The sequence below is a fragment of the Amphritea sp. genome (assembly GCF_016744155.1).
Taxonomy (GTDB): Bacteria; Pseudomonadota; Gammaproteobacteria; order Pseudomonadales; family Balneatricaceae; genus Amphritea.
In genome coordinates, this window is sequence record NZ_JADGEW010000002.1 from 174,770 (window position 1) to 195,690 (window position 20,921).

Annotated in this window: 24 protein-coding genes; 22 read left to right on the forward strand and 2 right to left on the reverse strand. The window is 45.7% G+C overall.

Going from position 1 to position 20,921, the window contains the following annotated elements; all coding sequences use genetic code 11:
- Positions 1 to 46 precede the first annotated feature (46 nt).
- Positions 47 to 1,609 carry a PAS domain-containing methyl-accepting chemotaxis protein gene (locus QZZ54_RS03410; RefSeq protein ID WP_290698596.1) on the reverse strand — a complete coding sequence of 521 codons (1,563 nt, stop codon included), beginning with the start codon at positions 1,607 to 1,609 and terminating at the stop codon, positions 47 to 49.
- A gap of 301 nt (positions 1,610 to 1,910) precedes the next feature.
- Between QZZ54_RS03410 and QZZ54_RS03415 the strand changes: the two genes are divergently transcribed.
- The 22 genes from QZZ54_RS03415 (at position 1,911) to QZZ54_RS03520 (ending at position 19,696) form a co-directional block, all read left to right on the forward strand.
- Complete coding sequence (locus QZZ54_RS03415; RefSeq protein ID WP_290698599.1) at positions 1,911 to 3,431, forward strand: aldehyde dehydrogenase family protein; 1,521 nt, start codon at positions 1,911 to 1,913, stop codon at positions 3,429 to 3,431.
- 326 nt (positions 3,432 to 3,757) lie between these two features.
- Positions 3,758 to 5,884, forward strand: coding sequence for a cache domain-containing protein (locus QZZ54_RS03420; protein WP_290698603.1), 2,127 nt, complete (start codon positions 3,758 to 3,760; stop codon positions 5,882 to 5,884).
- Between the two features lie 93 nt (positions 5,885 to 5,977).
- A complete protein-coding gene (locus QZZ54_RS03425; RefSeq protein ID WP_290698605.1) occupies positions 5,978 to 6,427 on the forward strand; it encodes a hemerythrin family protein in 450 nt (149 codons plus the stop codon).
- A gap of 50 nt (positions 6,428 to 6,477) precedes the next feature.
- Positions 6,478 to 6,891: an alternative ribosome rescue aminoacyl-tRNA hydrolase ArfB gene (arfB, locus tag QZZ54_RS03430; protein WP_290698609.1), complete on the forward strand. Its 414-nt coding sequence runs from the start codon at positions 6,478 to 6,480 to the stop codon at positions 6,889 to 6,891.
- A 32-nt stretch (positions 6,892 to 6,923) separates the two neighbouring features.
- Positions 6,924 to 7,100, forward strand: a complete 177-nt coding sequence (locus QZZ54_RS03435) for a DUF3012 domain-containing protein (RefSeq protein ID WP_290698613.1) — start codon at positions 6,924 to 6,926, stop codon at positions 7,098 to 7,100.
- A gap of 159 nt (positions 7,101 to 7,259) precedes the next feature.
- On the forward strand, positions 7,260 to 7,331 hold the full coding sequence (pqqA, locus tag QZZ54_RS03440) for a pyrroloquinoline quinone precursor peptide PqqA (protein ID WP_003243383.1): 72 nt from the start codon (positions 7,260 to 7,262) through the stop codon (positions 7,329 to 7,331).
- A 76-nt stretch (positions 7,332 to 7,407) separates the two neighbouring features.
- On the forward strand, positions 7,408 to 8,328 hold the full coding sequence (pqqB, locus tag QZZ54_RS03445) for a pyrroloquinoline quinone biosynthesis protein PqqB (protein ID WP_290698616.1): 921 nt from the start codon (positions 7,408 to 7,410) through the stop codon (positions 8,326 to 8,328).
- Positions 8,329 to 8,338: 10 nt separating this feature from the next.
- Complete coding sequence (pqqC, locus tag QZZ54_RS03450; RefSeq protein WP_290698619.1) at positions 8,339 to 9,124, forward strand: pyrroloquinoline-quinone synthase PqqC; 786 nt, start codon at positions 8,339 to 8,341, stop codon at positions 9,122 to 9,124.
- Complete coding sequence (gene pqqD, locus QZZ54_RS03455) at positions 9,121 to 9,414, forward strand: pyrroloquinoline quinone biosynthesis peptide chaperone PqqD (RefSeq protein WP_290698622.1); 294 nt, start codon at positions 9,121 to 9,123, stop codon at positions 9,412 to 9,414. The genes pqqC and pqqD overlap by 4 nt, the downstream gene beginning before the upstream one ends.
- Before the next feature lie 13 nt (positions 9,415 to 9,427).
- The gene (pqqE, locus tag QZZ54_RS03460; protein WP_290699019.1) at positions 9,428 to 10,564 is read left to right on the forward strand and encodes a pyrroloquinoline quinone biosynthesis protein PqqE; all 1,137 of its coding nucleotides are present in this window, start codon (positions 9,428 to 9,430) and stop codon (positions 10,562 to 10,564) included.
- Between the two features lie 60 nt (positions 10,565 to 10,624).
- Positions 10,625 to 12,679, forward strand: coding sequence for a S9 family peptidase (locus tag QZZ54_RS03465; protein WP_290698625.1), 2,055 nt, complete (start codon positions 10,625 to 10,627; stop codon positions 12,677 to 12,679).
- Positions 12,680 to 12,818: 139 nt separating this feature from the next.
- Positions 12,819 to 13,397, forward strand: a complete 579-nt coding sequence (locus QZZ54_RS03470; RefSeq protein WP_290698628.1) for an alkylphosphonate utilization protein — start codon at positions 12,819 to 12,821, stop codon at positions 13,395 to 13,397.
- 457 nt (positions 13,398 to 13,854) lie between these two features.
- Positions 13,855 to 14,592, forward strand: a complete 738-nt coding sequence (locus tag QZZ54_RS03475; protein WP_290698630.1) for a hypothetical protein — start codon at positions 13,855 to 13,857, stop codon at positions 14,590 to 14,592.
- A 134-nt stretch (positions 14,593 to 14,726) separates the two neighbouring features.
- Complete coding sequence (locus QZZ54_RS03480) at positions 14,727 to 15,452, forward strand: hypothetical protein (RefSeq protein ID WP_290698632.1); 726 nt, start codon at positions 14,727 to 14,729, stop codon at positions 15,450 to 15,452.
- 130 nt (positions 15,453 to 15,582) lie between these two features.
- Positions 15,583 to 16,224 (forward strand): hypothetical protein, encoded by a 642-nt coding sequence (locus tag QZZ54_RS03485; protein ID WP_290698634.1) that lies wholly within the window; start codon positions 15,583 to 15,585, stop codon positions 16,222 to 16,224.
- 137 nt (positions 16,225 to 16,361) lie between these two features.
- Positions 16,362 to 16,712 carry an ankyrin repeat domain-containing protein gene (locus QZZ54_RS03490; RefSeq protein ID WP_290698636.1) on the forward strand — a complete coding sequence of 117 codons (351 nt, stop codon included), beginning with the start codon at positions 16,362 to 16,364 and terminating at the stop codon, positions 16,710 to 16,712.
- Between the two features lie 91 nt (positions 16,713 to 16,803).
- The gene (locus QZZ54_RS03495; protein ID WP_290698639.1) at positions 16,804 to 17,157 is read left to right on the forward strand and encodes a hypothetical protein; all 354 of its coding nucleotides are present in this window, start codon (positions 16,804 to 16,806) and stop codon (positions 17,155 to 17,157) included.
- 49 nt (positions 17,158 to 17,206) lie between these two features.
- Complete coding sequence (locus QZZ54_RS03500) at positions 17,207 to 17,539, forward strand: hypothetical protein (RefSeq protein WP_290698642.1); 333 nt, start codon at positions 17,207 to 17,209, stop codon at positions 17,537 to 17,539.
- 105 nt (positions 17,540 to 17,644) lie between these two features.
- On the forward strand, positions 17,645 to 18,004 hold the full coding sequence (locus tag QZZ54_RS03505) for a hypothetical protein (protein ID WP_290698645.1): 360 nt from the start codon (positions 17,645 to 17,647) through the stop codon (positions 18,002 to 18,004).
- Between the two features lie 165 nt (positions 18,005 to 18,169).
- A complete protein-coding gene (locus QZZ54_RS03510; RefSeq protein WP_290698648.1) occupies positions 18,170 to 18,736 on the forward strand; it encodes a nucleoside deaminase in 567 nt (188 codons plus the stop codon).
- Positions 18,737 to 18,844: 108 nt separating this feature from the next.
- Complete coding sequence (locus QZZ54_RS03515; RefSeq protein WP_290698651.1) at positions 18,845 to 19,372, forward strand: GNAT family N-acetyltransferase; 528 nt, start codon at positions 18,845 to 18,847, stop codon at positions 19,370 to 19,372.
- A 36-nt stretch (positions 19,373 to 19,408) separates the two neighbouring features.
- On the forward strand, positions 19,409 to 19,696 hold the full coding sequence (locus QZZ54_RS03520; RefSeq protein WP_290698654.1) for a DUF1330 domain-containing protein: 288 nt from the start codon (positions 19,409 to 19,411) through the stop codon (positions 19,694 to 19,696).
- Positions 19,697 to 19,822: 126 nt separating this feature from the next.
- On the opposite strand, the gene QZZ54_RS03525 is transcribed toward QZZ54_RS03520, so the two are convergent.
- Positions 19,823 to 20,881: an FAD-dependent oxidoreductase gene (locus tag QZZ54_RS03525; protein WP_290698657.1), complete on the reverse strand. Its 1,059-nt coding sequence runs from the start codon at positions 20,879 to 20,881 to the stop codon at positions 19,823 to 19,825.
- Positions 20,882 to 20,921: the final 40 nt, after the last annotated feature.

Consider the following 20,921-nt stretch of genomic DNA (forward strand, 5'->3'; position numbering starts at 1 on the left):
CGACTTATTACACCTGACTGATCGCTATCAGTTTCCCGCAAGCCGTTTAACGTTTCAGTGTGCGGTTTACAATTTGAGACAGATCGGTCACCAGCTTCTCGAGTTTATCCGTGGCACTGTTTGTCCGGGCAATGGAGTCTTTATTGCTGTCGGAAATATCACGGATTGAAATGACAGAGCGACTCAGGCTTTCAGCGGTGCCGCTCTGTTCTTCTGCAGATACCGCTATCTGTTGGCTTTGTTGAGAGATGAGGTCCAGTGACTGGCTTAGTTGGTCAAAAGCCTTGCCTGCGGTTTCCGCACGGCTAATACTTTCTTTTGCCTGAGTATGGGTTTTATTCATACTGCTGGCGGTTTGCTCGACCTGATGTTGAATAGCATCGATGCTGGTTTTAATCTGATTAGTGGCTTCCTGAGTTCGGGTTGCAAGGGTCCGAACCTCGTCGGCGACGACGGCAAACCCGCGGCCATTGTCACCGGCCCGAGCGGCTTCGATTGCAGCATTCAGTGCCAGTAGGTTGGTTTGATCGGCAATGTCGTTGATCATGGTGGTAATGTTGCCGATCTCTTCGGTCTGGCTGTGCAGCTGATCTGATAACTCAGCAGCCTGGGCTACTTCTACCACCAGGAGCTCGATTGTCTTCATCATGTCATTAACCGAAGTACGGCCGATCAGTGCATCCTGAGCGGCTTGAAGTGTGACTTCTGAGGTTCGAGAGGTGTTTTCTGCCACATGGTGGGATGATGAGGCCATCTCGGTACTGACAGACGCGAGCATATCGCTTTCAAGGTTTTGCTGTTCAATGCCTGAGGTTGTCTGGTCAAGGCTTTGATGAGTCACTCCCATCACGTTTCTCACCGTTACAATAGCGTCTTCAACACGCCCGGTAACTGTTCTCAGGCGTGCTTCAAGCACCAGGTTTGATAACTGGAAAGTTCCAATCTCATCCATTCGACCGGTCAACGCCTTTTGTGCAATTGGGTTGTTAAAAATCTTGAGTGCTTGCGCTGAACGGTTGCTCAGTGGCGATAGTAGCCAATAGATAAGCCCGGTAAACGACAGAGTCATCAAGCTGGACAGAATAAGCTTCAACGCGTTGTCCAGTGGGGCGACATTAACCAGTGTGACGCCGAGCAGGCCGCAGAAAGCAGAGGCTACAATTCTATTACTAAGCTGAACCCGTGAAAACGATACCCGTTTGGGCTTGGTATTAACTTGATCGTAGAGTCGTTGAGCGGACTCTTTTATCTCATCGGGAAGCCTTGTGCGGACCGACTGATAGCCTATCTTTTTCCCTGCTTCATCGTACAGTGGCGTGACATAGGCTAATACCCAGTAGAAGTCACCATTCTTACAGCGGTTCTTTACAGCCCCTAACCAGGGCTCATCAATCTTAAGATTCTTCCACAGGTCTTCAAAGGCGGCTGCAGGCATATCAGGGTGTCGGACAATATTATGGTTCTGGCCTATAAGCTCATCGTTGCTGTAACCGGCGATATCAATGAAGTTTTTATTGGCGTAGGTAATACATCCAGTGAGAGTTGTTGTAGAAATTAAACGGCATCCTTCTGGGACAAGCTGTTCATTCTGCTTCTGGTATGTAGACATTATTTCCTCTTACTGAGCCGTTAGATGCTCATATCCTGACTCACTGACACTGGTCGTTGTCTTAAGCCTGTTATGGCTTTAAGTCGATGATGTGAATATAGCTTTGTTCTGCTGCAATTGCTTATGAAAAGGTGCTCAGTTTGGGTGGGGGCTCCGTGCTTCAGCTCAAGAATTACTACTAAATAACTAATTTTTCAGTGCCAAGGGAGCATGGCTGGGTATCGGGTCTACTGATTACTATTAACAGGTACTCAAAACAGCACCGCGAAGTGCGCTGTATAACAAAAAAGAGGCTTAGAAAATGATTTACGCACAGCCAGGAACCGAAGGTTCAGTTGTTTCTTTTAAAGACCGTTACGCTAACTATATTGGTGGTGAGTGGGTTGCGCCTGTTAAAGGTCAGTACTTCCAGAATGTTACCCCAGTTACCGGTGAAGTGTTTTGTGAAATTCCACGTTCAACAGAAGAAGATATTAATCTGGCGCTAGATGCAGCGCATGCAGCTAAGGATGCCTGGGGTACTACCTCAGTAACCGAACGCTCTAATTTACTGCTTAAAATTGCAGATCGCATCGAACAAAATCTTGAACTGCTGGCTGTTGCCGAAACTTGGGACAACGGTAAAGCAGTACGTGAAACGATGGCCGCTGACGTGCCACTTTGTGTTGACCACTTCCGTTACTATGCCGGTTGTATCCGTGCCCAGGAAGGTTCAATCGGTGATATCGATCAGAATACTGTTTCTTACCAGTTCCATGAGCCACTAGGTGTAGTGGGTCAGATTATTCCTTGGAACTTCCCATTGCTGATGGCTGCCTGGAAACTGGCACCAGCACTAGTAACAGGCAACTGTGTTGTTCTGAAGCCTGCCGAGCAGACGCCGGTATCTATCCTGAAACTGATGGAAGTGATTGGTGACCTGTTACCACCGGGTGTACTGAACGTAGTTAACGGTTTTGGTAAAGAAGCCGGTGAAGCGCTGGCGACCAGTACTCGTATCGCGAAGATCGCATTTACCGGTTCTACGCCTGTAGGTTCGCACATTCTTAAGTGTGCTGCTGAAAATATCATTCCGTCTACGGTAGAGCTGGGCGGTAAGTCACCAAACATCTTCTTTGCTGACGTAATGAATCAGGAAGATGAGTTTGTCAGTAAAGCGGTAGAGGGTGCAGTGCTGGCATTCTTTAACCAGGGTGAGGTGTGTACCTGTCCTTCCCGTTTGCTGATTCAAGAAAGTATGTATGATGAGTTTATCGCTAAGGTTGTCGAGCGTGCTAAGCAGATCAAGCGTGGTAATCCACTGGATACCGACACTATGGTGGGTGCTCAGGCTTCTGAACAGCAATTCGATAAGATCATGTCTTATATGGATATCGGTAGAGAAGAAGGCGCTGAATTCCTGATCGGTGGTGATGCTCATGTAAACGATGGTGAGTTTGGTTCTGGCTACTACGTCCAGCCTACGCTGATGAAAGGTCATAACAAAATGCGCGTTTTCCAGGAAGAGATTTTCGGTCCTGTTGTTGCAGTAACTACCTTTAAAGATGAAGCTGAAGCGCTTGAAATCGCGAACGATACTGAGTTTGGTTTGGGTGCCGGTGTCTGGACCCGTGATATGAACCTTTCTTATCGTATGGGTCGTGGAATCCAGTCTGGTCGTGTTTGGACTAACTGTTATCACCTATATCCTGCACACGCAGCATTCGGTGGTTACAAGAAGTCTGGTGTAGGCCGAGAGACTCATAAAATGATGTTGGATCACTACCAGCAGACCAAGAACTTGTTGGTTAGCTACGATATCAATCCATTAGGTTTTTTCTAAGCCGATCTGTTGAAGCTATAGCGATATAGCTGACGCAATTCCCGGGGTAGCCATGCTGCCCCGTTTGCAAATCTCCTACCGTCGTTTTGGAGACTTCGCACCGTAACCAGCTATTCATGGGCTGGTTGCATTCCGCAACTGGTATAGCACTTTGTACCGGGATTTGTCGGTGTTCTTTGGCGGCCCTTGGCCGCCCTTTTTCGTTCTTAACATGCCATCTTGAGTAGTCCACGCCTGAACCGCCTTGTATAGGCTATTCAACTCCAACTAAGCTGATATAAACGCCTCTATCATTAGAGTCGATCTGTTTTCTTGCTGGAGCAGGAATGGAATTTACAAAAAAAATTTATAAATCACAGATGCGAACGCTCTGGTCGGTAATGGCGCTGATCGTTCTCTCTCTGGCCGCATTGTTGGCGTATTTCTTTACGATCAGTCATCAACATAGTGAGGCCCGTCTTAATACCTTCCAACAATCAATTGAGATGCAAATAAGCCGTAGGTTGAAGGGTGAAGTATTGGCTGCCAGTGGTTATGCCGAAGCTAAGTATCAGCGCGCAGAGCAGGTACTCATGGCGCGCGCTCAGGATGAGGTGTTGCAAGCGTTAGAGGTGATGGAAGGCATTTATCAGCAGAACAAAAACATAATTTCAGAGGCTCAACTAAAACAGATTATGCTCGAATCTTTGCGCGGCGTTCGTTTTTTTAATGGGCGCGGATACTATTTTGTCGGTGACTCTCAGGGGCAAAGTCTGCTTCTACCGACTCAGCCGGAACTGGAGGGAACATCGTTAATAGATCTTAAAGATGACAAAGGTAATTATTTCGTTCGCCGCTTTACTCAGGTGATCGCTTCGGATGAAGGCAGAGGTTATGTTCGCTATCGCTGGTATCCCCCCGGCGATCAGCAAAATATGCAGGATAAAATCACCTATATTGCTCGCTTTGAACCTTTCAACTGGATGATTGGCGCGGGGGATTATGTTTTTAGAATTCAGAACGACCTGCAACATGACATTATTGAATATCTTCAAAATATTCAGTTTGGCGAAGATGGTTATATCTCAGTGCTGGATAGCAAAGGGGGTATCATCGCTGGCAAAGGGGTGAGTCGATTAGTCGGGAAATACTCCTCTTTGCTGGAATCAGCAGAAGACCGAAAGCGCCTTGCAGCGGTTGCTTATCACGTAGGCACGGAAGGCTTCTTTCGCAGTGACTGGTATCAGGCCGACGGTACTCCGGTTAGTGATCAGCTGATATATGCAAAACCATTACCTATGTGGAACTGGGTTTTATTGGCAGGGGCTTATACGGACTCAAGTTTGGCGCTGTTGGAAACGCAGCGACAAGCCATTAGTCAGCAAGAGCGAAGTGATAGCTTACAGCTGATGGCTATGCTGGGCCTGATAATGGCTATCGCTTTACTCACAATGAGGTACTTCGCTCGCGGGTTTCAGCGAGTTTTTAGCGGCTATCAAACAGACCTCGATCAGCAGAACAAAGTGCTGATAGAAAATGCTCACTCCTTGGAGATCAGCGCCCGCATCGTCCAGGCGGCCCATGAAGGCATAATGGTAACGGATACGAATAACCGAATTATCAGTATTAACGAATCATTCACTCGAATTACGGGTTATGAACTGGACGAAGTCATTGGGAAAGACCCTAAGTTATTAAAATCTTTCCGCCAGGACAGTGATTTCTATCGAGCACTATGGGATGTTCTGAAGCGTAAGGGTGTATGGCATGGAGAGGTTTGGAATCGCCGTAAGAATGGCTCTCTCTATCCTCAGGCTCTGTCGATTACATGTCTTCGTAATGATGCGGGGAACGTGGAGAACTATATTGGTACCTTTACCGATATAAGCCAGCGAAAAGCCTTCGAAGAGCAGTTGGAACATATGGCGCAAAGTGACTCTTTGACCGACCTTCCCAATCGTCGAACACTCACCGCCCGCTTGCAACACGAACTGGCCATTATTGGGCGAAACCCTGGGCGGCAGCTGGGTATCATCTTTATGGATCTTGATAATTTCAAACCGATTAATGATACCTATGGCCATGGGGTGGGCGACCAGGTATTGATTACCATTGCCCGTCGGTTGAATGAAACCGTCCGTAGTATTGATATGGTTAGCCGGGTAGGGGGAGATGAATTCGTTATTATGCTGGGTAACCAGCCTGGTGATATGCAGCAGACAGCGATCAAGCTGGCTGAACGAATTATTCAGGTTGTATCTGAGCCTATTATGATTGCCGGGGAGAGCTTTTCATTAACAGCGAGTCTTGGGATCTCTTTGGCGCCAGGTGATAGTAGCGATGAGAGCCAATTGCTGGAATATGCTGATCTGGCGCTGTACCAGGCAAAGCGGCAAGGACGTAATAACTATAAACTGTTTGCCCTCTGGATGGCTGAAAAGCAGCAGGAACAAAGAGATCAGGGGAATAAATGACAGAGAAAATGCTTGAAATGTGCTTAAATAATGTCGATTAATAATTAAGTTTTATGGTTGTTATTTGTAATAAGTTTTTAAGGACCTTGCCTAATGCCTGTTGTTTGGATGCCAAAGATTTCTACTGGAAATGACCTGATAGACCTGGATCACAAATATCTGATTGCGCTGTTTAATTCTGTTGAATTAGCGATTAGTAAGCCTGAAAATTTAAAATTTCTGCCGGTTTTCTTTCGTCAGCTGGTGGACTACACCCGAGAGCACTTTGACCGGGAAGAAAAGATCCAGTTAAAGATTCGCTACCCTCACTATGCTGAACATAAGATTGAGCATCAGCAGATTGTTGAACATCTGGAAAAACTTTATCTTGAGGTTCAGACGTTGGTTGGCTCCGGTGATGCTAAGACTGCCCCAGAGGAGATTAGCGCTAAGTTAAATAATGAGATTATTAGTCTGGCGCGGGAATGGATAATCGATCACCTGATCAAGACTGATGGTAAAATGGCGGTATTTCTGCGCAAACATCCACAGGATCTGAGTTGAAACAGCTGAGACTGTTATAATGGATTACGCTGATTAACATGGGTTGAGTTGTGCTGAAAATTTCCAATACTGTATCTATCCCGGATGATGAGATTGAATTGAGTGCGATTCGTGCTCAGGGTAGTGGTGGGCAGAATGTTAATAAAGTCTCGTCTGCGATCCACCTGCGTTTTGATATTGCTGCCTCATCACTGCCTGAAGTTTATAAAGAGCGTCTATTGCAACTGAAAGACTCCCGTATCACCAAGGAGGGCGTGATTGTTATCAAGGCGCAGCAATTTCGAACCCAGGAAAAAAACCGGGATGATGCATTCAATCGTCTTCAGTTGCTGATAAAAACGGTTACCGTTGTGCAAAAAGCGCGTAAAGCGACTAAACCGAGCCGTTCAGCTAAGCGAAAGCGGGTGGATAGTAAGACTAAACGGGGTAAGGTCAAGGTTATGCGGGGACGGGTAACAGATTAAATTCTTATTGGAAAAAACAAGGAAAAAACGATATGAAACTGATTAAACAGCTGGGTCTGCTCGCCGCTATGGGCGTTGCTGTAGTGTCATTGCAGGGCTGTTCTCCTGAAGTGGGGTCGAAAGAATGGTGTGCAGAGCTGAAAGAGAAGCCTAAAGGTGACTGGTCCGCTAATGAGGCCAAAGACTTTGCTAAAAGTTGTCTTTTCTGAAAATCAGTAAGTATAGAAAACCGCCTTATGGCGGTTTTTTTATAGACTAAAACAGGAGGGAGTTTAGTTCCAAAGTACCATATGGGTTTGGCCGTTCACTTCATATTATTAATAACAGTCATAAGACTGGAAAATCTAATAACAATAGAGGTAATGCATATGTGGACTAAACCAGCTTACACAGATCTGCGCATCGGTTTTGAAGTAACAATGTACTTCGCTAACCGCTAAGCAATCTATCAAGCTCCGCCCTAGGGTGGAGCTTTTTAGTTTTTGCCCCTTCAGAATTGCCGACAAGATAATAACAATGAAAATTCAGATTCTAGGTTCCGCAGCCGGTGGCGGGTTCCCTCAGTGGAATTGTAACTGCCGCAACTGTGCCGGCTATCGTGCCGGAACGCTCAATGCAAAGGCTCGCACTCAGTCATCCATCGCGATAAGCGCAAACGGTGAAGACTGGATTCTATTTAATACCTCACCTGATATACGTCAGCAGCTGGCAGACTTCTCGCCGATGCAGCCTAATCGTAAGATCCGTGATACCGGTATAGCGGCAATTGTCTACATGGATAGCCAGATTGACCATACCACCGGCCTGCTGATGTTGCGGGAAGGTTGTCCCCATGAGGTCTGGTGTACCGATATGGTCTATCAGGATCTGACCACCGGTTTTCCTGTTTTTAAAATGCTGGAACACTGGAACGGCGGCATTAAACGTAACGCTATCCCGGTAGAAGAGGGAAACAACAGCTTCGTGATTCCTCAGGTCCCCGAATTTAAGCTGACAGCGGTTGCGCTGCTTAGTAGTGCGCCCCCTTATTCACCGCATCGTAACGATCCCCACCCAGGGGACAACATAGGTATCCTGATAGAAGATACCCGCAGCGGGAAAAAACTGTTCTATGCACCTGGCCTTGGCCAGATTGAACCCCACCTGAAACCGATTATGAAAGACGCGGATTGTTTGCTGGTTGATGGCACTATCTGGCGTGACGATGAGCTGCTCACCACCGGTGTTGGCGATAAGCTCGGTGTCACTATGGGTCATCTGGCTCAGTCGGGAGAGGGTGGCATGATTGAATTTCTGGATACGCTGGAAAAGCCCCGGAAAGTTCTGATCCACATAAACAATACCAATCCGATTCTGGATGAAGATTCACCGGAACGGGCTGAAGTTTTCGTCCACGGTATCGAAATCTCCCATGACGGAATGAGTATAGAGCTGTAAGAGGTTAGCTATGAACGCACAAGTTAACGAAGCAGGTAAAAACAAGCCCCTGCCACCAATGAACCGGGATGAATTTGAACAGGCACTGCGGGCTAAAAGTGCTTTCTATCATACCCAGCACCCGTACCATGTCGCTATGTATAACGGCAGCTGTACGAAAGAGCAGATTCAGGGCTGGGTTGCTAATCGGTTTTACTATCAGATCTCGATACCGGTTAAAGATGCGGCCATTATGGCCAACTGTCCTGATCGCGATGTACGCCGTCACTGGGTGCAGCGAGTACTGGATCATGATGGCTATGATGGTGCTGTCGGGGGGATCGAAGCCTGGTTACAGCTGGGTGAAGCGGTTGGCTTGACCCGCGAAGAGATTCTCTCCCAGGAGCATGTATTGCCGGGTGTGCGTTTCGCTGTGGATGCTTATGTAAACTTCGCCCGTCGGGCGACCTGGCAGGAAGCGGCCAGCTCCTCTCTGACTGAACTGTTTGCGCCAACTATCCACCAGAATCGTTTGGACAGCTGGCCTGGGCACTATCCCTGGATCAAAGAGGATGGCTATCAGTACTTCCGTAATCGTCTGACCGAAGCGCGTCGTGATGTGGTTCATGGGTTAGAAATTACCCTGGAGCATTACACTACCCGGGAGCAGCAGGAACGGATGCTGAATATCCTTCAATTTAAGCTGGATGTGCTCTGGAGTATGCTGGATGCAATGACCATGGCCTATGAGATGGAACGTCCTCCTTACCATACGGTGACCGATAAAAAGGTCTATCACAAAGGGTTGTTTTCATGAGTGGCCCAGCTGAAGTGACGGAGATTACTCTGGACCAGACGCCCACCCTCAACAGCATGTTTCGCTTCCAGTGGGAGAAGGCGCAGGACTGTTATGTGCTGCTCTATCCCGAAGGGATGGTGAAACTGAATGGCCCTGCCGGTGAGGTATTGGCCTTGGTCGATGGGCAGCGTACTGCAGCAGATATTGTCCAGGCTCTGCAGTCTAAATTCCCCGATGCCGAAGGGATCGACCGGGATATTCTTGATTTCTTAGGAGACGCTCGTGAGCAACTCTGGATCAGCCTGTAACGGTCAGCCTTCAATGGCACCGACCTTAAGTAATGTCCCAACCCACGGCCAGCCACTTTGGTTGCTGGCCGAGTTAACCTACAAGTGTCCGTTACAGTGTCCTTACTGTGCTAACCCGGTGGATTTTGCCAGCAAGACAGGTGAGCTGACAACGGCCGAGTGGATCGACGTCTTTACCCAGGCTCGGGAACTGGGGGCGGCACAATTAGGTTTCTCTGGTGGTGAGCCGTTAGTCCGTCAGGATCTGATAGAACTTATCCGTGAAGCGCGTCAGTTAGGCTACTATTCAAACCTGATCACCTCCGGTGTTGGCCTCAATGAGCGTAAGATTGCTGATTTTCGCGAAGCAGGGCTAGACCATATTCAGGTCAGTTTTCAGGCGGCAGACCCGGAAGTAAATAACCTTCTGGCGGGTTCTAAAAAAGCCTTTAATCAAAAAATGGCGATGGCCAAAGAGGTTAAAGCCCAGGGTTATCCGATGGTGCTTAACTTTGTAACCCATCGTCATAACATCGATCAGATTGATCGTATCATTGAACTCTGTGTTGAACTGCAAGCCGATTACGTTGAGCTGGCAACCTGTCAGTACTACGGTTGGGCCTATGAAAACCGTAATGATCTGCTGCCGACTCAGGCGCAGCTGGAAAGAGCCGAGCGAATTACCAATGAGTATCGTGATCGTCTTGCTGCTGAAGGTAACCAGATCAAGATCATCTTCGTGACGCCGGATTACTATGAAGAGCGCCCGAAGGGGTGTATGAACGGTTGGGGGCAGGTGTTTCTTACCGTGACCCCCGATGGCACAGCGTTACCCTGCCACAGCGCCCGTATGTTGCCGATAGAGTTCCCCAATGTGCGCGAACAGAGTATTGAGGCGATCTGGAACAAGTCGAATGGTTTTAATCACTACCGTGGTTACGAGTGGATGAAGGAACCTTGCGCTTCCTGCGATGAGAAAGAGAAAGACTTTGGTGGTTGTCGCTGCCAGGCCTTTATGATGACCGGCGATGCCAATAATGCCGACCCGGTGTGCAGCAAATCCTCCCATCATGATCTGATTGTGAAGGCCCGTGAAGAAGCAGAGCTACCCTCGCACAAAGAGCCCATCTACCGTAACGAGCGTAACTCCAAGGTATTCTGTAAAGGCTGATATGCTAGGCTGAAGTGATCACCTACCACAGTCTTTAGTCACAAAGGATAGGCCTGGAATATGCCCAGATATGGTTTTTTTGATTCCCCACTCTCAGCTGCGGATGCGGTAACAGCTGGGTTGGAATATGGCCAGCTGCATGCCTGTGAGCAGGGCCTGTATTGGGTTGAGTTCAGACCCTTAGAGAGCGGTCGAAATGTCTTAGTTCACCGTAACTGGCAGGGTGAAATAGCCTGTCTGATTCCACCCGGCTTCAACGTACGTAGTGGGGTGTATGAATACGGCGGTAAAAGCTGGTGCAGGTTGGCGCTGCAGACAGCTTTTGTTAACGCGGCAGATCAACAGATCTGGCTGTTGAATGACGAACAGCCAGGCCAAAAACCAAACCAACAGCATCCACCACTATCGACATCAGTCCCTGAGACTCTCTCTAGTTCAAAGCCACAGCAACTGACTCATCAGGCTGATTGTCGCTACGGAGACCTTCTGTATGATCGCTTTCGCCAGCGCATTATTGCGGTGCAAGAGCAAGCGATGGCAGACCCTACCCAGCCTCGACATTCTCTGGTGTCGATCTCAATTAAGACCGGAAAAGTAACGCAACTGGCAAGCGGCGATGATTTTTATGCTGCGCCAACGCTCAGCGCTGATGGCCATCGGTTTGCCTGGATAAGCTGGGACCATCCCCATATGCCCTGGGTGAGTACTCGCCTTAACAGCGCGCGCATTAACGCTGACAGCAAGCTGACCGATCGGAAAATACTAGCAGGAAGTTCATCTCCTGAAGCGATTCAACAACCCCGTTTTATAAGTGACAACAGTCTGGTGGCATTGAGTGATAAAACCGGCTGGTGGAATTTATACCGTTATCTATGCGAGGAGAAGTTTACAACGAGCGGAGAGCCTGGAGGCCGGACTAGTTATTCAGGATCAGGAACAGGAGAGCTAAGTGAGCAGAGCGTTCGAACAGAGTCTCTCTGGCCCCGTGAAAACGATTTCGGCATTCCCCAATGGCAATTGGGTGTATATACCTGGGATGAACTGACAAAAACTCAGCAGGCAGGAGACCAACCGGCTGAAAAGCGTTGGGTTGCCTGTTATATGGAGCGGGGTGAAGGGCGGCTGGTAATAGGCTCAGCTTCAATGCAGGAACAGCTAGTCGCTGAAGAGTACAGTTTGTTCCGCCATGTCTGTAGTTTTAACGAAAAGGTTTACTGCATCGCTGCTTCAAACGATCATGCCGCCGCGATCATTGAGATAACACCCGACAGTCCTTCCCATGAGGCAATTCAAGTGATTGCGGGTGGACAGTTACCGGCTATAAAAGTTGATCTGCCGCAGCCGATTACTTATCCGGTTGGTGATGAATCTGCCTACGGATTTCTCTATCTGCCACAACCGCTAGCGCAATCTGAGTCAGAAGGGCCAGGTAGTAAACCTCCGCTGATTGTATTCACCCACGGGGGGCCGACAGGTGCGACCTATCCGGTATATAACCCCAAGATTCAGTTCTGGGTCAGTCGGGGCTTTGCGGTGGTTGATCTAAACTATCGGGGCAGCACCGGTTATGGTCGGGATTACCGGTTGAGGTTAGCCGGTAGTTGGGGCGAGACTGACTGGCAGGATGCGGTGGCGGCAGTTGATTATCTTGCCAAGCGTGAACTGATAGATCCCGACAATGTTTTCATTCGCGGCGGCAGTGCAGGCGGTTATACAACCCTCTGTGCGCTGGTTTATAGCGAACACTTTAAGGGGGGCGCTAGTTATTACGGGGTGAGTGACCCTGTCGCGTTAACCCGGGATACCCATAAATTTGAAAGTCATTACCTGGACTGGCTGATCGGTGACCCTGAACAGGAAGCAGAACTCTATCTGCAGCGCAGCCCGTTAGAACATGCTGACCGGGTTAACTGTCCGATGATCTTCTTTCAGGGGGGCAAAGACCGGGTGGTGGTGCCTCAACAAACCGAAGTTATGGTGAACGCTCTGAAGCGTCAAAATATACCGGTTGAATATCATCTCTATCCAGACGAACAGCACGGTTTTCGACAGGCAGAGAACCAGATTCATAGTCTCGAAGCGGAACTAGCGTTCTACCGTGGCCTGCTTACCTGACCTTGATGCCTGGGAAGGACTGGTTCGCAGCTTTCCTCTGTTCTGATACAATGCGCGACTTTGATCCACTGCCTGCCTGTATTCGTTAGTTGCACTAAACTTTCAGACAGCGGCGTCCTGACCAACTATCGGAGTAATCATGAGTACAGAGCAAGCCTTACGTGACCGCAGCGAATCTAAATGTGAACTGTGTAGCGCGACTGACAACCTGAGTGTTTATGAAGTACCGCCAGGCTCTAAAGGCAGTGTGGATGACTCTATATTGGTATGTGACACCTGTAAGGGCCAGATTGAAAACCCAGACACCATCGATGCTAACCATTGGCGTTGTCTGAATGACAGCATGTGGAGCCAGGTACCAGCAGTTCAGGTGATGGCATGGCGTATGCTGAACCGTCTGCGCAGTGAAGGCTGGCCACAAGACCTGCTGGATATGTTGTATCTGGACGATGAAACATCGCTCTGGGCGCAAGCCACCGGTGACCATCTGGATGACTCTGAGAAAGTGATTCATCGCGATAGCAACGGCGCAGTGCTTGAAGCCGGGGACAACGTCGTACTGACCAAAGACCTCGACGTTAAAGGTGTAGGCTTCACCGCGAAGCGTGGCACAACAGTTCGGGGTATTTCTCTAGTACAGGATAACCAAGAACAGATTGAAGGCCGAGTCAACGGTACACGCCTTGTGATTCTGACTAAGTTCGTAAAGAAATCCTGATTCGATTTTGAATCATAGAAACGCGCCTGATGGCGCGTTTTTTTATAACTAACCTCGTTGCAGAAAGGCAGGGGAATTCATTTTCCTGCTCTCGTATTTTTACCTCAAATTCTTGTGGATAATAAAAGCGAATTAACTGCGTATTTGTACAGTTAATTGGCATAAGTCCAGAATCTTGGCACGGTTTACAACTTTTCTGTTGATAAGCTGGCACAGTTTGGTACTGGAATAACTCTTAAAAGTGGTGCATTATCAGTCAGATAGGAAATATGGCCGGTAACAAAGCGTGCCATCACAAAATAGCAAACCGTGCTTGCGTGTTTTCAGGGGATGAAAAACGATGTGCTTCAGAATTACTCTTTCAGTTCAAATAGATACAGCTTCCCCCTCCGCAGTCTTGCGGTGTCAAAACACGCACGCACATAATTAAAATGTTAGGTGTATAAGGAGGTTTATCGTGAATTGGCTCGCCGCATTTAGTCGGCTTTTTTTGCTTTTAGATAAAAGTGGTACACCTGCATACCATAGCGGTGGAGACTTTATCAAAGTTATTCAACAATACGACTTAGGTCAGCCTGGTTATTCTCTTTATATTCAAGAAAGAAATAATCGACGCCTCAGCACATCAAGAAAAGACTTTTATTGGGATATTTTAAACGGCTTAGATGAGTCAATTCGACTGGAGGTTTTTAGAACCTTTATTGATATTATTTCGCCTCATTTCCCTACTGAAACTGATGAACTCAAATCATATTTATTTGGTTCTGGTAATCCTGTCCCGCAAGCAGTGATACCTCAAGATAATTGGAACTCAGAAAAGCTAAATACTCTACTTAGAAAAATAGATAATGCTATCGACCAGCACAATTATAATCATTCGATGACACTATCGTACACATGTCTAGAGGGCTTATATAAAGCTTACGTGCATAAGCATTTACCGCAAAGTGCTCAACTAAGTGAATTGATCCCTTTATCAAAAGCTGTACGTGATGACATTACTGCAAAGTTAAACGCTATCGGTCCATTCCCTCAGAACATGGTTACTAGTATCTCCACACTTACAAGTGCCATCGGAAATTCAAGAAATGGCTTTAGTGATTCACATTTCGATAATGAGTCAAATAAATGGTTAGCAAGTTATAGCCGAGATCTAGTGAACTCCATTGGGCGGTTAATACTACACTTTTTATAAAATACAACTAACAAGGCGTTTAAACGGAACAAAAACAGTGAGTTACGTTTCGCTTCGCTACACATTATAACCCACAATTTTTGTCCGCTTAACGCGGCGTTAACTCTCTTATCAAAGTAAGGTGTAATCTCTAAATGGATTTTATTCTCGCAACCCTTTATGTATTAATCCCATTAGCTCTAGCAAGATCATCATTAGGTCTCAAACCTCAATACCAAGAAAAAATTCTGATTGTTGATGAATCATTTAGCAAACAATTTGGGAAATTAGCCAAATTGAAAACAATTGATGGGGTTGATTATTTGGCAAACCTTTTAGGGGTAACAGCTGGGATATTACTCGCAGCTACAATTATTTCGAAATACGTATTTAGTTATGAATTATCTCATAACGTTATGTTTGCTAAAGCTTTTGTTTATTCATTTATAGGCTTTTTCTCAATAAAATGGTACACAAAACCACATAAATTTTCCTTGTCTTTCCTAAAGGATATGGCTCAAATATCCGCTCTAGCTTTGGCTATGCCATTGATTGATATATTTCTTGGTATTGAATATACCTCCTTGCCATATCAATACATTTATATGCACTCATCACTGATGGGTTTACCACTACCAGAAAGTCCTCACGTGATCATTATGGGTGTAATCATGAGTCTTTATATGCTTATTGCTATGACAATAATGTGGGCAGTCACAAGTTTGTTAATGGCATTATATTTTGTTCCTGTGTTTTCAGTTTCTTATGGCGTTCTTAAATTTTGTAATGCATTAGAAAAAATGTGGGGTAAAAATGCGTTAAATGCTGTGCTAGTTCTATTGGTTGTAGTCACTCAATATTACTCGTGGTACAAGAGTTAACAAGTTGCTTAAACGGACAAAAAACAGCTGGCTTTAGCTCGTTCCTCGCTAAGTTTAGCCAGCTATTTTATTGCCGCTTAGCAAAGCGTTATGCAGATAGTAAACCTTATGATTTTTCTTGAGTAATAACATGGAATTCGTTACAAACTTTTTTTCCGGACTAGACCCAACTTCAATACTAATTGGTGCTGTTTTTAGTGCCTTGATTGGCTTATGGCTTGACTTCTTTATTAAACAACCGAAGTTACAAAGGAATGGCTCTGGATCAGGGGGAACACCATTCAAGCAAAATAGACTCACCTTTACGAATAAAGTGGGCTGGTTCGGTATCAATCTTCCTGAATCACGGATCCTAGGTTTACCAATTCATCCCAGTTTCAGGAAAGGATTAACGTTTTACAAGCATCCTGCGCGAGACTGTAGAGCAATTTTATATTTAAAGAGTACAGGTGAGAGTGTTGGTCATCTTTGGTGGGACACACATGGGAATGAAGTAGACGATAAAGTTACTATTGAATCTGGCAAAAACGCTAGCCTCATGCTTTTTTGTAGAAAGAGCGATGATGAACGTTATTTTGTTTATCAGCCGACATCGCGCCAAGACAAAACACCAAAAGTTCCAGATGAGAATACCCACTTCTTGGGTGAGCAGGAATTTACTCTTAGGGTTAATTACTCTCACAGTCGAAAATACGAAGAAACCATAAGAATCGAAAGAAAATATAACGGCTTGCTGTATTTTAAAACAAAAAATGGAAGTAGTCTTTTTTAAATATCAAAAATGCATAACAAGGCGCTGCACCGGACAAACATTGCTACGCTCGTTTTTGTGTATGTCGCGTAGCTCCATTTTACACAAAAACGCTCTCCGCAATGCTTGCCGGTGAGCTTTGCGTTAGTAGTCAAACCATGGCGTTTACATTAGACCAACAAATTATCTTTGCAGTTCGAGCTGGAAACCTTGAATTAGTGAAGGAACGTATTGAAGCTGGCGGTGATCTTAACTATCAAGATTCCAAGCATGGTTCTGCGTTGGTATCTGCCATCAACAACGGTGATGAAGTTATCCTTCAGTTTTTAATCGATAATGGCGCTGACGTAAATGGTGAGAATTCATATGGTATCGTCCCACTAGAAATAGCGTTGCATCACGCAAATAACAACATTGTCCGTAAATTAAGTTGGTCAGGTGCAAAATTAAACAGTAGGTCTCAGCCTCACTGGAAAGAGCGGTTGGAGGCATGTCTAAATGACTACTAACAAGTTTGTGAATAATCGCCCTTCGGGCTGGATCGCTAAATGCGCTGCTTCGCAGCAACGCGCCCCATTACAAAAGCGTTAGGTGTACCAGATGATGAATGATCCAGAATCCATTTTGGCAATAGCGACACTGATAGCTATTTTGCTTTTTTGTATTGGAGCTTTCATCTTACATTGGAAGCTCAAAAACCGATCAAGCACTGTCATGTTAGTCGCAATGCTTTTTAATGCATTGTGGCTTCCGATAGCTTTGGTAACTGAAAATTACGTTACTCAGAATTATGATATCTCAGAAAACCAACAAGCTTTAAACTGGCTTTACTTATCAACTGAGTTTTTTGTGCCTTCTTTTTTAATCTTAGCTTTAGCTATTAGTTTTTTATTTTCAGTAAAGTCGTTGGGTTCAACGCCTAACAAAAACATCAAAGAACGCCCTACGGGCTAGGACTGCCGCTACGCGTCAGCCCTTTATGTAAGCGTTAGATGGAACTACTATGAAAGCATCACGGATAGTCATAACTTCGCTTTTGTTTGCACTTCTTTCTAGTAATGCTTTTTGGGTTTACACCATTGTTGATTCAGGCGTTACGGCAACTTACCAAGAAGTAACGCTAAGAGAAAATAGGGAAGCTCTGGATCAAATACTTGCAGTCGTTCCCGTATTAACTAAAAAAGACAGCTCCAAGGCCGAAATCCTTAATGCTGCTAAACATCCCTACCTGACAAATGAACCGTTCAAAAAAGACGGGGCTATTTGGGTTGGACGTTTAGGTTTTGTTTTTACAGAACAAAACCATTTGATTGAAGTAAGGAAGGCATGGCAGTAATGCCATCTAACAAAAACATCAAAGGCCGCCCTGCGGGCTTGGACCGTCGCTACGCTCCGGCCCTTTATGTTGGGCGTTATGTGTAAAACGGATATCGTCGTGTATATGGATACTTTCAAAGGTATAGATTTCAATGACTCGTTTGTTCTCGGTTGGAGTTCAAATGCAACTGAAATCACATTCAAAATTGAGGCTAGCATTTGGCCTGATTCACCTCATTACCTAAATCCAAAACCTGATGAATATACTTGCTACCGTAAATGTGAAATTCAATTTACGGGGTTTACTTCATATTCAGGGCTTGCCGAACAAAGTGATGTTAAACCAAACAAAGATATAAATGGTTCATTTGATTATGGCAATATAGATTCGTTAATTAAAACAAATCAAGGCTTTAAGGCAGTTGGTGAGTTTGGTAACTTAGAAATTATAAACGGCAAAGTTCAGTTAAAAGTTTACACATAACAAGCTGTTCAAGCGGGACAAATAACAGTTGGCTGGTTCCGCTTCGCTACGCATTTTAGCCAACTACAATTTGCCCCTTAACAGGGCGTTAAGAGAAAAATGTACTCTGACCCCATTTTCCTATTATATCTAACCAACATAAGGAAAATTTCTTGAGGATGGGATATGAAAGCTCTCTTAGATAAACAGACAGACAAAAGTGAAGAGGCATTAAGAGCGATAGCTCACATGCCGACCAAAAGCTTGCCTATTCTAATAGATAATAACTTTGTACGAGGGCTCACGGATGATGACTTTATGCGTGTCGCCGTGTTTCTCGCGGAAAAAAGCTATGATGAGGGAGGCTGTCCAATTGGCGCAGTTATAATTGATAACTCGACAAGGCAGATATTAGGTAAGGGACACAACACGCTAGTTCAGGAAAATCATCCATATAATCATGGTGAAACTTCCGCTATTCGGGATGCTGGTCGAAAAGACTTTAGCCAAACAACTCTTTTTACCAGCCTGAGTCCGTGCGATATCTGCGCAACATTAATTTATATGAGAGGATTTAATCGCGTGGTTGTAGGGGACGTAGCTAATGCCTCCGGCAACGAAGTGCTTTTGCAGGAAAAAGGGGTTCAAGTTGATATTTTGGAGGATAAGTGGGGTATTGAACTTTATGCTCGATATCGCTCCGAAAAACCTGAACTGGACTTGGAAGATTGGCAAGGCCTAAGAGCTTTGTAAAGAAGACATAACAAATGAATGCATGAGGTTACGCGCCGCTGGTACGAAACTCCATATTCAGGCGTTATACACTTGGAGACAATAGTGCTCAATTGCGAAACTGAAAGGATGTTAATCCGACCGCTGTCATTGGATGATACGCCGGCTTTGACCGCGATTCTGAGCGACGCTGAAGTCATGAAATATTCCGTCCGGGGTGCTTGTGATGAGGCGGCTACTTCTACTTTCATTAAATGGTGCTTGTCGTGCTACGAATCCCATAGCATTGGCCCTTTGGCACTTATCGATAAAGAGTCGAAAGAACTTATTGGCTTCTGTGGTGTTGGTCCTGAATCTGTCGGGGGAACTGAAGAAATGAATCTAGGGTATCGCCTTGCTAGACGTTATTGGGGGCTTGGCCTAGCGACTGAGTCGGTACGTGCAGTCTTGGCCTATGCATTTAATAAGCGGGCGTTCAAGTCGGTAGTAGTGATAATAGAGCCTGAGCATATTGCATCCTTGCGGGTCGCGAAGAAAGCGGGATTTAGTAGCTTCCAGAGTAAGAAGTTTCATGAGCGGGAAGTCAGAGTGTATCGAATGCCCCGTGATCAGTGGGATACTTTGCATAACAATACATTGCAGGGGACAAGCCGCTGAACGCGGCGTTATAGGTCAAACCGATTAGGAGTTAAGATGAACGCTGCATATGTGATAGGAAATATTACGGTTATAGATCAAGAGAAGTGGTCTGAATATTGTTGCAAAGTTCCTGTAACGTTAAGTCCATGGAAAGGAGAGCTAGTCTTTCGTGGAAAACAACTAGAAGTACCTGGTGGTAAATATCAGCATTCCGATACTGTAGTGATACGCTTTCCAAGTATTGAAGCATTAAATAATTGGTTTAATTCTGATGCCTATCAAGCATTAATTCCAATCCGTGAACAAGCGGCAAATGTTGACTTAATTAGCTATCAATCATAGGGAAAGATATTAACCTATAACAAGAACTTCAAACGGAAAAAATACAGTTGGCTGTTTTCACTCCGTTCAATATTTTAGCCAACTATATTTTTCTGCTTAAGTAGGCATTATGCCTAAAACAAGACATCACAACTCTGACACTTGCTTGTTTACATGATCAATAGCCCCGGCTATATAGCCCGGTTCGGTTTGTGAAAACTCTGCGCCAATCAACCCCAAATTCAATTTCTTTAACTCAGCTTTATACTTAGCTTCATTGAAATGCGCATGCTGTGAGGGTTCAGATATATCGGCGGCACTGGCTATTAGTGAGTTGCTTGCCCAATCAACATAATGGGTGCTGATGGGTGACAGCGCGGCGTCGCCAAACAACTTGCCTAACTGAGTCACACAGGCATTAATAACCTGCTGTTCATCTAAAGGTTGTCTATTGACTGCAGGTATACCCACAAATCCAAACAACGCCGCTGGCGCATTACTATCGGCACCACAGGCATCGTTGATTTCAACCATAGGGCCAACTCGGCTAAAGCCCTGGCCCGATAAACCCGCGTCACGCCAAAAGGCTTTTGCATACACCGCCACAAATTTAGCTTGTGCCGACATCCAGGTCTGCTGCGCTTGCAAGTGTGCCACTAGGGCTTCGCTTAATACACGGTTGTCAGCTGCTAGAAATAAAGGCGCTATCTTACGAGGTGGCATGGCTAGCCATAAATGATCGCAAGATAATTCACCGCCGTTGATAAGTGTCACCCGCCAAATATTATCTCGTTTAGAAATTTGATTAACAGGAGAGTTTAATAAAATATTCTCATCAGGAATGGTATTGCTTAATGCGGTAATCACAGTGCCCATGCCACCATTGACTCGGTAAGACAGCATGCCTTGTTGATCTCGACCTCGTGTTATAGGGCTATTGGGTTCTGTTTGGTAGACATAATCTCCTTGGGTATATTGCTCAAAAAAACCGATATGCAATTCTGCCAATAGTGATTCGACACTGTGCTGGTGAGGCCAAAACCAAGTCGGGCCTAAATCTAAGCCCTGTTCAGTGCTTTGAATGCGACCACCTAAAGTGGCTTGAGCTTCAACCAACTTAAAGTTCAACTGGTGCTTAGCTAGCTGACGGGCCATAACACACCCGCTAATACCGCCACCGATAATCAAATGCTCTACAAAACTCATAATTACACTTCATAAATAATTCGTTCAGGTATTGTACGTT

What these genes read in the sequence shown, in the direction of transcription:
- QZZ54_RS03420 (WP_290698603.1), top strand. Translation starts at nt 3,758, where the DNA reads ATGGAATTTACAAAAAAAATTTATAAATCACAGATGCGAACGCTCTGG.
- QZZ54_RS03425 (WP_290698605.1), top strand. Translation starts at nt 5,978, where the DNA reads ATGCCTGTTGTTTGGATGCCAAAGATTTCTACTGGAAATGACCTGATA.
- QZZ54_RS03510 (WP_290698648.1), top strand. Translation starts at nt 18,170, where the DNA reads ATGAAAGCTCTCTTAGATAAACAGACAGACAAAAGTGAAGAGGCATTA.
- QZZ54_RS03515 (WP_290698651.1), top strand. Translation starts at nt 18,845, where the DNA reads ATGTTAATCCGACCGCTGTCATTGGATGATACGCCGGCTTTGACCGCG.
- QZZ54_RS03410 (WP_290698596.1), bottom strand. Translation starts at nt 1,609, where the DNA reads ATGTCTACATACCAGAAGCAGAATGAACAGCTTGTCCCAGAAGGATGC.
- pqqB (WP_290698616.1), top strand. Translation starts at nt 7,408, where the DNA reads ATGAAAATTCAGATTCTAGGTTCCGCAGCCGGTGGCGGGTTCCCTCAG.
- QZZ54_RS03435 (WP_290698613.1), top strand. Translation starts at nt 6,924, where the DNA reads ATGAAACTGATTAAACAGCTGGGTCTGCTCGCCGCTATGGGCGTTGCT.
- QZZ54_RS03415 (WP_290698599.1), top strand. Translation starts at nt 1,911, where the DNA reads ATGATTTACGCACAGCCAGGAACCGAAGGTTCAGTTGTTTCTTTTAAA.
- QZZ54_RS03480 (WP_290698632.1), top strand. Translation starts at nt 14,727, where the DNA reads ATGGATTTTATTCTCGCAACCCTTTATGTATTAATCCCATTAGCTCTA.
- pqqC (WP_290698619.1), top strand. Translation starts at nt 8,339, where the DNA reads ATGAACGCACAAGTTAACGAAGCAGGTAAAAACAAGCCCCTGCCACCA.
- pqqE (WP_290699019.1), top strand. Translation starts at nt 9,428, where the DNA reads ATGGCACCGACCTTAAGTAATGTCCCAACCCACGGCCAGCCACTTTGG.
- QZZ54_RS03490 (WP_290698636.1), top strand. Translation starts at nt 16,362, where the DNA reads ATGGCGTTTACATTAGACCAACAAATTATCTTTGCAGTTCGAGCTGGA.
- QZZ54_RS03500 (WP_290698642.1), top strand. Translation starts at nt 17,207, where the DNA reads ATGAAAGCATCACGGATAGTCATAACTTCGCTTTTGTTTGCACTTCTT.
- QZZ54_RS03525 (WP_290698657.1), bottom strand. Translation starts at nt 20,881, where the DNA reads ATGAGTTTTGTAGAGCATTTGATTATCGGTGGCGGTATTAGCGGGTGT.
- QZZ54_RS03505 (WP_290698645.1), top strand. Translation starts at nt 17,645, where the DNA reads ATGGATACTTTCAAAGGTATAGATTTCAATGACTCGTTTGTTCTCGGT.
- pqqD (WP_290698622.1), top strand. Translation starts at nt 9,121, where the DNA reads ATGAGTGGCCCAGCTGAAGTGACGGAGATTACTCTGGACCAGACGCCC.
- QZZ54_RS03520 (WP_290698654.1), top strand. Translation starts at nt 19,409, where the DNA reads ATGAACGCTGCATATGTGATAGGAAATATTACGGTTATAGATCAAGAG.
- QZZ54_RS03485 (WP_290698634.1), top strand. Translation starts at nt 15,583, where the DNA reads ATGGAATTCGTTACAAACTTTTTTTCCGGACTAGACCCAACTTCAATA.
- QZZ54_RS03465 (WP_290698625.1), top strand. Translation starts at nt 10,625, where the DNA reads ATGCCCAGATATGGTTTTTTTGATTCCCCACTCTCAGCTGCGGATGCG.
- QZZ54_RS03470 (WP_290698628.1), top strand. Translation starts at nt 12,819, where the DNA reads ATGAGTACAGAGCAAGCCTTACGTGACCGCAGCGAATCTAAATGTGAA.
- QZZ54_RS03495 (WP_290698639.1), top strand. Translation starts at nt 16,804, where the DNA reads ATGATGAATGATCCAGAATCCATTTTGGCAATAGCGACACTGATAGCT.